The following is an 11,651-nucleotide window of genomic DNA, read 5'->3' on the forward strand; positions in this document are numbered from 1 at the left end:
TGGGGACGGGTGGGCGCATGTCGAGTGGCGATCTTGAGGCCCTGTTGCGCGTGACCTCCAGCACCTATCGAGGTGAGACGCCCCCTGACATCGCGTTCGGCACCTATGACGGCGCCGTCGGCAGGCTGGTGCTCGCGGTGACGGCCAAGGGCATCGTGGCGTGCAGCTTCGAGCCGGAGAACAATGTGTTCGAGCTGCTCACCAGGCATGTGGGCAGCTTCATCGGGCAGGACGCCCGCCGGCTCGACCCGGTGCGCAGGGAGCTCGACGCGTACTTCTCCGGCCGCCTGCGCGCGTTCGCCACACCGGTGAACCTGACGCTGGCCACGCCGTTCGCCCGCACGGTGCTGCAGAAGACGATGGCGATCCCGTACGGCACGACGACGACCTTGGAGGAGATCGGCGCGAGCATCGGCAGACCGCGCGCGCTGCGGGCGATCGGCAACGCGCTGGCCTCCAACCCCGTGTGCGTGATCGTGCCGTGCCACCGGGTGGTGCGCGAGGACGGCGGGATCGGCGACTACGCGGGCGGCCCGGCGGCCAAGCAGCACCTGCTCAACGTCGAGCAGCGCGCGTCAACACGCCGATGAGCAGGGTGACCAGCGCGGCCACGACGGCCGCGCCGAGCGCCCCGTTCATCCACGACTGCCGGGTGAAGCCGATGGCCTCGCGGACCGACTGCCAGTAGGCGTCCCACTGCGGGAGCGTGGGCGTGGAGGTCGTCAGCCAGTACGCCACGAAGCCGAGTGCCCACGGCACCAGCCTCGACCAGCGCGACGGCGCGTGCTCCTCGGTGTTCCAGCTGTGCGAGCCGCCGAGCACGAAGTAGTCCACGGCCAGCACCGCGAACATCGGCACGAACACCGCCCCGATCACGCCCAGGAACGCCCCGTACGAGTTGACGTCCACGAACAGGGCGATCGCGACGGTCAGCACGCCGATGGCGGTGGAGAAGATGCGCCGGTCCACGCGCGGCATCAGGTTCTGCAGCGAGAGCGTGGTGGAGTAGACGTTGGCGAACGACTGGTCGGTCTCGCGCAGCACCAGGATCGCGAAGAACAGCGCGCCCAACGGCACCGCGACGAACGGGCCGAACACCGACGTCCCGTCGGCCTGCACCGCGTCCGCCCCCGCCAGGGCCACCGCGTACACGCCGAGCCCCAGGCAGGCCACCTGCGCCAGCGTGTACCCGCCGACCACGCCGGTGAACGCGGCCCCGCTCGACCGGGAGTGCCGGGCGAAGTCCGCCGCCATCGGCACCCACGACACCGACAGCGCGATCACGTAGTCCACGGCCGGGGCGAACGCCGCCCAGGACCCGCCGGTGTGCACGGGCGCCCGGGTCAGGAAGAACCAGGCGAACCACACCATCGACACGATCACGCCGATGGTGACGTACCGCCGCAGGATCCGCACCGACCCGAGCGGCCAGATGGTGAGCGCGGTGGTCAGCGCCCCTGCCGCGATCACCCACACCTGGTACGGCACCGCGCCGAAGATCGCGCCGGCGGCCTTGGCGATCACCCACAGCTCGAACGCGCCCCAGCCGATCATCTGCACGATGTTCAGCACCGTGGGCACGTACGAGATCCGCGCCCCGAACAGCCCCCGCAGCAGCACCATCGCGGGCTGCCCCGTCCGCGTGCCCGGGACGGCGGACAGGCCCACCATGGCCGTGCCGACGAGGCTGCCCACCACGACGGCCACCAGCGCGGCGGTCAGGCTGAGCGGGGCGCCGCCGAGCGGGTCGAGCAGGAGCAGCGCCCCGGAGAAGCCCAGAAGGCTGACGCCGAGGTTCGCCCAGAGCGCACCCTGGTCGAGCACGCCCAGGGTCTTCGGCGGCCTGCCCTCGAGGGTCAGGGGAACTTCGTCGGCGACATGCGTCATCGCACACTCCCTACGCCGGCATTACCCGGACAGGTTCAGGCGGTCGGCAGCGGATCTCTGCTGCCCTCTCAGCCCGGCGAACCCCGAGCTCCCGCGACGATCTGAAGTTGGCGCCCTCATCATGCCTCAGTGGCGGCGGAAATGCCACAGGGAGGCTTTACGCCCGCTTTTTGAGCTTTTTACGCCACGAAGGGCGTTTGCCCGGTCTCGCTCACCATCGGGCGGCGCGCGAACTCCCACGACTGCATGCCGCCGCCGACGTTGACCGCGTCGCGCCCGAGCTGGTTGAGCCAGGCCGCCACCTGCAGGGACCGGCCACCCACCCGGCAGACGACGTAGACCGTGCGGTCGCCGGGCACCTCGTCCACCCGCCCCTGGATCTGGGTCATGGGGATGTGGACTGCCTCAGGCGCGTGCCCCGCGACCCACTCGTCCTGCTCTCGGACGTCGAGCAGGTAGGCATCGTCGGGAACTGCACTGGCCTCGATCTCAGGAACGGTCATGCTTCCATCATCTCGCGCCTCGAGTCATAAGCGGCACGCGCGGCGGCGATCTCCTGCTGGTGCTCCTCCGTCCAGGTGACCAGCGTCTTGATGGTCTGGTGGAGCGTACGGCCGAGCGGCGTCAGCGCGTAGTCGACCCTCGGCGGCACGACGGGGTGGACCGTGCGGGTGACCAGGCCGTCGCGCTCGAGCTGGCGCAGCGTCACGCTGAGCATGCGCTGGCTGACGCCGTCGATCTCGCGGCGGAGCTGGGTGAAGCGCAGGCTCTGGCAGTCGAGCAGCGCGATCACGAGCAGCGACCACTTGTCCGCGATGCGGTCGAGTATCTGACGGACCTCGCAGTCCTCGCGCGTGTCCCACTGACGCACGTCGTAGTCGTCGTCCATCGTGCTGTCGCAGTGATCGTGTGATTCCACGGTGCCCATGCTCGCCGAAAACATGTCCCGGTTACAAGAGAGAACCGACCTCCTGAGCAGTAACCGGAACGCGGCTCATTTCAGCAGGCGGGACAGGCGCCGGTCCGCGAGCGGCTTGCCTCCGGTCTGGCAGGTGGGGCAGTACTGCAGGGACGAGTCGGCGAAGGAGACCTCGCGGATCGTGTCACCGCACACGTCGCACGGCTGCCCCGCACGGTTGTGGACGCGCAGCCCGGACTTCTTCTCCGCCTTGAGGTCCTTGGCCGCCAGCCCGTGCGCCCGCTCCACCGCCTCGCCCAACGTGGTGACGATGGCCTCGTGCAGGTCGGCGATCTGCGCGTCCGTCAACGACGACGCGATCTTGAACGGGGACATCCTGGCCGCGTGCAGCACCTCGTCCGAGTACGCGTTCCCGATGCCCGCGATGACCTTCTGGTCGCGCAGCAGCCCCTTGATCTGGGTGCGGTTGCCGCTCACGATGCGCTTGAGCGCGTCGACGGTGAAGGACTCGTGGAGGGGGTCGGGGCCGAGAGAGGCGATGCCGGGGATTTCCTGCGGATTTTTCGTGACATAGACGGCGAGGCGCTTCTGCGTCCCCGCCTCCGTCAGCTCGAACCCGGGCGCCAGCCCCTCGTCGTCGGGCGCCAGCCGGACCCGTACCGCCAGCGGCCCCTTGCCAGGACGCACCGGCTTCGCGCCCGAGAGGTCGTCGCGCCAGCGCAGCCACCCCGCCCTGGCCAGGTGGATGACCAGGTGGAGGCCGTCGCAGTCGAGGTCGAGGAACTTGCCGTGCCGCGACACGCCGGTGACGGTCAGCCCGCCGAGCGCGGTCACAGGCGGGTCGAACGTCTTGAGCGCCTGGATGGCCACGACGTCGACCCCGAGAACCGTACGTCCCACGGCCCGCTCGCGCAGGAAGTGGGTGAGAGACTCCACTTCAGGAAGTTCCGGCATGCCACCAGCGTACGGCGGCTACGGGACGTTCCAGAAGGCCAGCTCGTGCGCCATCCCCTCGGTGAACAGCGCCTCCGCCCGCGCCGGGTCCGGCTCCGCCTCGTCGATCATCTGCGCGATCCGCACGGTCAGCGCCGCGAACCCCGAATCCGCGTACGTGTTCACCCAGGCCCGATATCTCGGCTCCGCGGGCGGGTTCTCCGCCAATATCCGCCCAAGGCTCGAATAACCCCACATGCACGGATAAAGCGCAGCCAACCCCTCCCCATACGACGCCGCGGACTCCAGCAGGAACGCCGTGTACGCCGCGCACGCCGGCCCCTTCACCGCCCCCTCCAGATCGGCCCCGAACTCCGCCGACAGCGACCTGTGCAGGCTCAGCTCGTCGTGGTACGTGGTGTGCGCCAGGTCCACCAGGTCACCCAGGTGCCCGGCCGGAGCCTGCCAGGCCAGCCGGGCGAAGACCCGTACGTAGTCGAGCAGGAACAGGTAGTCCTGCTCCAGCCACGACCTGAACACCGGCTCGGGCAGGTCGCCCCGCCCGATGCCGGCCACGGTGGGATGCTCCAGCTGCGCCTGGAGCAGCGGCCGGCCGATGGTGTGCAGCTTCTCCGAGATGGCCATGGCCGGCAGGTTAGTGCTCAGTTGCTGTCGATGATGCTCTGGGGGACCGGCTTGTCGGTCTTGAGAGCGTCGAAGAGGGCCAGGGCCTTGGCGCGGTCCCACTTGACCGCCGTGCCGCCGCTCGGGACGGTCTCGTTCCCGCCGAACGGCACCACCGTCGTCACCGGGCTGTCGCCCATCGCCAGCCCCAGCGACAGCATGTCGAACGCGCCCGTCCCCGAGTCGACGGCGACCGCGTCAGTGGCGCTCATCGCCAGCGGGATCGAGGTGAACGGGTTGATCAGCACCCCGGGACTGGCCGCCTTCTTCACGACCGCGCCCAGGAACTGCCGCTGCCGTTTGGTCCGCTCGAAGTCGGGCAGCGCGCCGCCCTTGCGGGTCCGTACGTATCCCAGGGCCTGGGCGCCGTTGAGCACCTGGGTGCCCTTCTTCAGCTTGAGCCCCGCCTTCGGGTCGTCCACGGCGGCCCGTACGTTGATCTCGACCCCGCCGATGGCGTCCACGATGTTCACGAACCCGGCGAACCCGATCTCCATGTAATGGTCGACGTGCACGCCGGTGACCGACTCCACGGTGCGGACCAGCAGTTGCGGCCCGCCGTTGTAGGCGGCGTTGAGCTTGTCGCGCCCCTTGCCGGGGATGGTGACCGCCGAGTCGCGCGGCAGGCTCACCAGCGTCGGCTTGTCGCCGGTGTCGGGAATGTGCAGCAGCATCATCGAGTCCGTACGCTGCCCGACGGCCTTACCGGTGGCCAGCTTCTTCCGCTCCGCGGCCGACAGGCCTTTGCGGCTGTCGGAGCCGACGAGCAGCCAGTTGGTGCCCGGAGTATCGGCGATACGGCCCTGATAATCATCCAGCACACCCTCGATGCCGGTGATCCTGGAGTTGATCCAGAAGAACAGGCCCACGGCCCCCACAAGCAGGACGACCAGCACCCCAGCCACGATCTTCAGTATCGTCCTGCCGGACAGCCGCAAGCGGGGCCCCGCGGGGCCGGACGGCTCATCGCCCTTGGAGCGCAGCGGCCGGACCGGACCGTCGCCGGAGCGGGCCTTGCCGTACACGCGCCCGGCCTTGGGCGGCGCATCCGATGGGGGCGGAGCTGCCGGAAGCTTGTGCGTAGGCGCGCCCGGACCTCCGAACGGACTCTCGTGGGCAGGCGCACCCCCTGAACGCAGCCGCCCGTCGCCGGGCTTCGGTGGCAGCGGGCGGCCGTCGCCTGGTGACCGCATGGCCCGCGTCCGGTCGTCCTCAGACACTGTGCCCTCTTCCTTCGGTTGTCATAAACGCTACGTCGAACCCCGCAGCAGTGAAGACTCTCGGCCAAGGTTTTCCCACGTAAAAGTACGCGGAACCAGTGAAGAGTCACTTCGGAAACATAGACGCCAACCGCATCGTTACGGTTATGGACGACCTCTATCGAAGGGATGATCGTGTCCGCTCCGGACCCGTGGAGTCTTCGCCCGTGCTCTGGCACGGGTTCCTCTGAGGGCTCACCATGGTGAGCGCTTATCTGGGCCTACTGGCCCTCTTCCTCCTCACGGCGGCGACCGGCTACTTCGTCGCCCAGGAGTTCGCCTTCGTAGCCGCAGACCGCGCACTCCTGCGCGAGCAGGCCGCGGCGGGCGACCAAGCCGCCGACAAGGCGCTCCAGGTCACTTCCCGCCTCTCCTTCATGCTCTCGGGCGCCCAGCTCGGCATCACCGTCACAGCGCTGCTGGTCGGTTTCCTGGCCGAGCCGGCCATCGCCACGATCGTCCGGCCGTGGCTGGCGGACACCGCCATGCCCGACACCGTGATCACCGGCCTCTCGGTCGCCATCGGCGTCTTCGTGGCGACCGTCGTCCAGATGGTCCTGGGCGAGCTCGCCCCCAAGAACCTGGGCATCGCCAGGCCTGAGCCGGTGGCCAAGTTCCTGGCGAGCTCGACGCTGGTCTATCTGGCCGTGGTGGGGCCGGTGGTCAAGCTGTTCGACTCCGCGGCGACCGGCCTGCTCAGGCGTCTGGGCATCGAGCCGGTCGAGGAGGTCGAGCACGGCGCGACGCCGGAGGAGCTCTCCCGCATCATCGAGGAGTCGACGAGGGCCGGCGAACTGCCGGCGAGGCTCTCGGACCTCCTGGAAAGGGCCCTGGAGTTCGGCGACAGAACCGCGGAGGAAATCATGGTCCCCCGCCCCCGCGTGGTCGTGCTCCGCGCCGACCAGCCGATCAGCGACCTCATCGAGATCATGCGCAGGTGCGGCCACTCCCGCTATCCGGTACTCAACGAGGACGGCGACGTAGCGGGCGTGACAGGCGTACGCGAACTCCTCTCCTCGGGCCTCGAGGAGGGCGAGATCGCGGAGATCTCACGGCCTGCCCTGCTCGTCCCCGATTCAGTGCCGATCCCGGCGGTCCTGGACAAGATGCGCGCGGCCAAGGACGACATCGCCTGCGTCATCGACGAGTACGGCGGCCTGGCCGGCGTCATCACGGTGGAGGACCTGGCGGAGGAACTGGTCGGCGAACTCGTCGACGAGAACGACCCCGAACCGGTCGGCGCGGTGGAGCAGCCGGACGGCGTCTGGGAGGTGCCCGGCACCCTGAGACTCGACGAGGTGGAGCGGGCAACCGGCGTGGCACTCCCGGAGAGCGACGACTACGACACACTCGCGGGCCTGATCCTCGCGAAGCTCGGAAGAATGCCCGACGAGGGCGACACAGTGACGGTCCCGATCGAGCAGGACCCCGACCCGTTCTCGGAAGACGAACAGGAACACCTGGCAGAGCTGACAGTGATCTCCCTCAACCGCAGGGTGCCCGAATGGGTCCGCCTGTCCCCGGTCACGCACGCGGAGGCGGCACGATGACCCTGCTCATCCTCAGCCTGGCGCTGCTGGCCTTCAACGCGCTGTTCGTGGCGGCGGAGTTCGCCTTCGTCTCCTCGAGGCGCCACCGCCTGGAGGAGATAGCCTCCCGCAACAACAACCGCCTGATCAGACTGACGGCAAGATCGGCGATCGGCGGCGGCAAACAACTGTCCCTCATGCTCGCCGGCGCCCAGCTGGGCATCACCCTGTGCACCCTGGGCCTGGGCCAGGTAACGGAGCCGGCCATAGAACACACCCTGGAGCCGGTCTTCGCCGCCGTAGGCATCCCGGAGTCCCTACGCCTCCCCATAGCCCTCACCATCGCCCTGGCCCTGGTGACCTTCCTCCACATGGTGGTAGGCGAAATGGCCCCCAAATCCTGGGCCCTGACCCACCCGGAACGCTCGGTCCTCCTCCTGACCCTCCCGTTCCGAGCCTTCACCTGGCTGATGCGCCCCCTCCTGTCAGCCCTGAACGGCCTGACGAACGCCATACTCCGCCTGTTCGGCGTAAAACCAAGAGACGAGCTCGCAACAACCAGAACCCCCCGCCAACTAGCCATGCTGGTAGGCGAGTCCGGCAGAATGGGCCTCCTGGACAGAGAGGAACACGACCTCCTGACCAGAGCCCTGAGACTGGACGACGAGGGCATAGAACGCCTGATGGTCCCCATAGACCAAGCGGTAATGGTCCACCCATCGGCAACCGCGTCCCAGATCCGAGCAGCAGCAGCAACCAGCGGCCACCTCCGCCTCCTGGTAGGCACCCCAGGAGACGTAAAAGGCGCCCTACACGCCCGAGACGCCCTCCTACAGCCATCAAGCAGCGCAGAGGCCCTCTGCCGCCCCCTGCCGAAACTGCCCTGCGTGACCCAGGTCCCAGAGGCGGTAACGGCCCTCCAAGAGGCAAGAGCCCACCTGGCCCTGGTCACCAACCAACCAGGCGAGGTGATCGGCATGGTCAGCCTCACAGACCTCTTGAGCGAACTCCTGGACACCAAAGCCGCAGCATAATCCTTGCGACGAACCAAACCCGACCACAAGGATGGAGGGCCCGGGAGGGAGACCTCCCGGACAGGGGGTCTGGGGACTCCCCCCCTTTCCCGAAGGGAAGGCGACCAAGAGCCCCCAGTCACCGAGTGGGCACCGACGAAACCCCTTTGACCTCGAGCAAAGCACACTCGAAACCAAAGCGTGTTCCGCGCTAACTAAGATCATCTTCCAACGCTGGCCGGCGTCGGGCCCGAGCACCTGCTGTACGGGGTGCTGGGCGACGCGCTCGACCCGGGGGCCACCCAGACGCGCATGAAGGGACGTCGGCAGCTCGCCGAGTACGGCTGGCGGCCCGGCAGCCCCAACCCGGCGCAGCTACTGTTCGAATCCCGCGATCTGGACGCGGCCCGCCTGCGCAACTGTCCGCGCGTGCATGAAACGCCTAACTGCGCCTTCAGGTTTGGCTGAAGGTCCGCCGGTAAGCGCCGGGTGTGGTGCCGAGATGCGCCCGGAACCGGCGGCGCAGGTTGGCCGCCGAGGCGAGTCCGACCCGGGTGGCGATGGCTTCCACCGGAAGGTCGGTCTGTTCCAGCAGTATCCGTGCAGCATCAAGGCGCTGGCCGAGCAGCCACTGTCCCGGGCTGGTGCCGAGCTGTTCGGTGAACCTCCGGGCGAGGGTTCGGCTGGACAGGCCGGCGCGTTCGGCGAGGTGGTCGAGGGTCAGTCTGCTGTCGAGGTGGGAGGTGGCCCACTCCAGCAGTGGCGCCAACGACTCGTCCGTCTTGGCCGGTGCGGGCTGTGCGGCGTACTGGAGCTGGCTGCCCTCCCGGTGCGGCGGCAGGACCATGCGCCGGGCGATCTGGGAGGCGTACGCCGCCCCGTGGTCGGAGCGCACCAGGTGCAGGCATAGGTCGATGCCCGCGCCGGTCCCGGCACTGGTCGCCACGTCGCCGTGGTCGACGAAGAGCACGTCCGGATCCACGTGCACCTCAGGGAAGGCGGCGGCGAACCGGTCGGCGCTGCGCCAGTGGGTGGTGGCGCGGCGGCCGTCGAGCAGTCCGGCTTGTGCGAGGACGAACGCTCCCGTGCAGATCGCAACGATCCTCGCCCCGCGCCGGTGGGCGCCTCGCAGCGCCTCGATGACGTCCGGCAACACAGGGGCGTCGGGAGGCTGCCGGCCGGGGACGACCACGGTGTCCGCCTCCCCTAAAGCGGACAGCCCCGCCTCGACGAGCATCGTGTAGCCGGCGCCGGTCGATAGGAGTCCGGGATGCTCGGCGCAGACCCGGAAGCTGTAGCGGGGCGGCGCGTCCGGCGGGGCGATACCGAAGACCTCGAAGGCACAGGCCAGCTCGAAGGGCGACTGCGGCGGGGTGACCAGGGCCACCACGCGATGAAGCGACATGGCAAGAATGTACCTAAGAGTGTCATTCCAGACTCTCGGCCGGGGAGACCGGCCTCGGCCACAGTGGGCCCATGAGCGAAATCATCGAATCGACGTTGCTGCGGACCGAGATCCAGATCGACGGCGAGCCGGCCAGCTACCTGACCGTGGAGCAGGACGGCCCCGCCGTGCTCCTGCTGCACGGAACCTACTGGAGCCGGGTCTGGCTCCCGGTGATGGACCACCTGGGCACGGCGGGGCTGCGGCCCATAGCGGTTGACCTCCCCGGACTTGGGCGCTCGGGAGGCGAACTCACCCTGGAAACGGGCACAGTCCCAGCCCTCGCGGACTGGGTGGCGCGCTTCGCCTCCGCGCTGAAGCTCTCCGGGCCGATCGCCGTAGCGGGTCATGACATCGGCGGCGCCGTCGCTCAGCACCTCCTCGTCCACGACCGGCTGGAGGTGTCTCGGTTGGCATTGGTCAACTCGGTCACCTACGACTCCTGGCCGGTGTCCAGCGTGGCCCGATTCCGAGACCCGGTGGTCGTCGCCGCGACCACCGCCGACGAGATTCTCACCGCCCGCCGACAAGCCGTGACACAAGCGCTGGCCGGTGCCGCCACGGAGCAGCGGATCACGGACTATCTGGACCCGTGGACCGATGCGCGGGTTCGCCGCTCCTGGATGGCCATGGTGGGCGCAGCCGACAACCGCTACACCCGGGATCTCGTCCCCGCCCTGCGACAGAACGCGACACCCAAGCTGCTGATCTGGGGCGAGGACGACGGCTTCCAGAAGGTGGAGTACGCTGAGCGGTTCGCCTCGGAGATCCCGCATACCCAACTTATACGCATCCCGGATGCAGGACACATCCCCACGGAAAACGCGCCCGGCCAGATCGCACGCGCACTCGTTGACTTCTTCACGGCATAGAGGCTGAGTGGGCGGTAGGTGAACTGCCGTCGGGTGCGGGCTGGTAACCGGCATGGTGGAGAGTTTCATAATCGATTTGAGGGTGGTGATCTTGGGCATGATGATGGCAAGGGTCTGGGCGATCATCCCGCCCAGCGAGATGCCGGCCAGGTGCGCGGACTGCCATCCGAGGGCCGGATAACGATGGCACCGGCGCTGCGGGCAGCATAAGCATCGCTGATAGACCGTGCAGAAATCATCATTGGTGCTTTAACTCATCGACAGAACAGAATGCCCACATGTCTGGTTCCACAGGCCCTCAGGCCGATGCCACACGTCATCCCCGCGAACATCTGACTGTGACGCCTTCTCCGGAAGCGTTCCGCCGGGCCAGAGCCGACGGAAATGAGCGCCTGCGCGGCAGCGGCTCGTTGTTCGAATCCTTCTTCGCATTGGACGGAGCAGCGTACGCGCCCGGCGCCCTGCCCGTCTCGGTCAAGGAACTGCTCGGCCTCGTGGTGTCCGTGATGAAGGACTGCGAGGAATGCGTCTACTACCACCTCGAACGATGTGACGAAGAGCGGGTCGCTCGTGATCAGGTGGTCGAGGCGCTGCAGATCGCCCTCATAGGAGGCGGGTCGGTCACCATTCCGCTCCTTCGCCGGGCCGTCTCTTACATGGAGAAACTCCCGAACCTCGGCGATGGGAGAGCGTAAGTGAAGCTCAGTGGAAGCGAGGCGAAGTTGGAGGGATGCAACCCGTATGGCCTCGATTGAGTTTCGGCTGCTTGGGCCAGTCGAGGTCCTCCTGAACGGACGGGCGTTGGGTCCGACCACGGCCCAGCAGCGGCGCGTGCTGGCGAACACCACGTCGCCACCCGCACGCCTCGGCCGCCCATAGGAGAGACAGAGCGCCGAGATCAGCCACGGATTGGCGAGATCGACATCGGCGCTCTCGTCGAACCGAATGAAGTCCCGGCGTGCTTCGAACAGCCTCAGCTGGATCCACCCGCTCGGCGGGCCGGACCGCAGGCGGCGGGCGCGGCTTGGGCCGCGACCGCCACCCCCGTCCATGGACCGGCTTTCGGGACGGCGAGGGGTGCGGCGTTGGTAGGGCGACCGAGCCGTCCAGG

The 11,651-nt window shown here is 68.3% G+C and carries 13 protein-coding genes and 1 riboswitch; of the genes, 6 read left to right on the forward strand and 7 right to left on the reverse strand.

The window, feature by feature from the left end; translation table 11 throughout:
• Window positions 1-17: 17 nt before the first annotated feature.
• Window positions 18-590: a methylated-DNA--[protein]-cysteine S-methyltransferase gene (locus ABD830_RS40535; RefSeq protein ID WP_344999387.1), complete on the forward strand. Its 573-nt coding sequence runs from the start codon at window positions 18-20 to the stop codon at window positions 588-590.
• Here the strand turns inward: ABD830_RS40535 and ABD830_RS40540 are convergent.
• The 6 genes from ABD830_RS40540 to ABD830_RS40565 all read right to left on the reverse strand — a co-directional run bounded on the left by ABD830_RS40540 (window position 556) and on the right by ABD830_RS40565 (window position 5,448).
• The gene (locus tag ABD830_RS40540; protein ID WP_344999389.1) at window positions 556-1,887 is read right to left on the reverse strand and encodes a purine-cytosine permease family protein; all 1,332 of its coding nucleotides are present in this window, start codon (window positions 1,885-1,887) and stop codon (window positions 556-558) included. The two genes, ABD830_RS40535 and ABD830_RS40540, sit on opposite strands and share 35 nt — an antisense overlap.
• Window positions 1,878-1,992, reverse strand: a riboswitch (TPP riboswitch). (Overlaps the previous gene by 10 nt.)
• A 74-nt stretch (window positions 1,993-2,066) precedes the next feature.
• Window positions 2,067-2,390, reverse strand: a complete 324-nt coding sequence (locus tag ABD830_RS40545) for a rhodanese-like domain-containing protein (RefSeq protein ID WP_344999391.1) — start codon at window positions 2,388-2,390, stop codon at window positions 2,067-2,069.
• On the reverse strand, window positions 2,387-2,776 hold the full coding sequence (locus tag ABD830_RS40550) for a winged helix-turn-helix transcriptional regulator (RefSeq protein ID WP_345002231.1): 390 nt from the start codon (window positions 2,774-2,776) through the stop codon (window positions 2,387-2,389). The genes ABD830_RS40545 and ABD830_RS40550 overlap by 4 nt, the downstream gene beginning before the upstream one ends.
• Window positions 2,777-2,881: 105 nt before the next feature.
• Window positions 2,882-3,760, reverse strand: coding sequence for an Fpg/Nei family DNA glycosylase (locus ABD830_RS40555; RefSeq protein WP_344999393.1), 879 nt, complete (start codon window positions 3,758-3,760; stop codon window positions 2,882-2,884).
• Between the two features lie 18 nt (window positions 3,761-3,778).
• Window positions 3,779-4,384 (reverse strand): TenA family protein, encoded by a 606-nt coding sequence (locus ABD830_RS40560; RefSeq protein ID WP_344999395.1) that lies wholly within the window; start codon window positions 4,382-4,384, stop codon window positions 3,779-3,781.
• 17 nt (window positions 4,385-4,401) lie between these two features.
• Window positions 4,402-5,448 carry an LCP family protein gene (locus tag ABD830_RS40565; RefSeq protein WP_344999397.1) on the reverse strand — a complete coding sequence of 349 codons (1,047 nt, stop codon included), beginning with the start codon at window positions 5,446-5,448 and terminating at the stop codon, window positions 4,402-4,404.
• A 434-nt stretch (window positions 5,449-5,882) separates the two neighbouring features.
• On the opposite strand from ABD830_RS40565, the gene ABD830_RS40570 reads away from it, so the two are divergent.
• From ABD830_RS40570 to ABD830_RS40580, 3 genes are all read left to right on the forward strand, one after another.
• The gene (locus ABD830_RS40570; RefSeq protein ID WP_344999400.1) at window positions 5,883-7,232 is read left to right on the forward strand and encodes a hemolysin family protein; all 1,350 of its coding nucleotides are present in this window, start codon (window positions 5,883-5,885) and stop codon (window positions 7,230-7,232) included.
• Window positions 7,229-8,245, forward strand: a complete 1,017-nt coding sequence (locus ABD830_RS40575; RefSeq protein WP_344999402.1) for a hemolysin family protein — start codon at window positions 7,229-7,231, stop codon at window positions 8,243-8,245. The genes ABD830_RS40570 and ABD830_RS40575 overlap by 4 nt, the downstream gene beginning before the upstream one ends.
• Before the next feature lie 249 nt (window positions 8,246-8,494).
• Complete coding sequence (locus tag ABD830_RS40580; RefSeq protein ID WP_344999404.1) at window positions 8,495-8,692, forward strand: hypothetical protein; 198 nt, start codon at window positions 8,495-8,497, stop codon at window positions 8,690-8,692.
• Here the strand turns inward: ABD830_RS40580 and ABD830_RS40585 are convergent.
• Window positions 8,679-9,629 (reverse strand): GlxA family transcriptional regulator, encoded by a 951-nt coding sequence (locus ABD830_RS40585; RefSeq protein WP_344999406.1) that lies wholly within the window; start codon window positions 9,627-9,629, stop codon window positions 8,679-8,681. The genes ABD830_RS40580 and ABD830_RS40585 overlap by 14 nt on opposite strands.
• Before the next feature lie 71 nt (window positions 9,630-9,700).
• Here ABD830_RS40585 and ABD830_RS40590 point away from each other — a divergent pair, with 71 nt between their 5' ends.
• A complete protein-coding gene (locus ABD830_RS40590) occupies window positions 9,701-10,540 on the forward strand; it encodes an alpha/beta fold hydrolase (protein WP_344999408.1) in 840 nt (279 codons plus the stop codon).
• A gap of 338 nt (window positions 10,541-10,878) precedes the next feature.
• Complete coding sequence (locus tag ABD830_RS40595; protein ID WP_344999410.1) at window positions 10,879-11,235, forward strand: carboxymuconolactone decarboxylase family protein; 357 nt, start codon at window positions 10,879-10,881, stop codon at window positions 11,233-11,235.
• Window positions 11,236-11,651: the final 416 nt, after the last annotated feature.

The organism is Nonomuraea helvata (genome assembly GCF_039535785.1).
GTDB lineage: Bacteria > Actinomycetota > Actinomycetes > Streptosporangiales > Streptosporangiaceae > Nonomuraea > Nonomuraea helvata.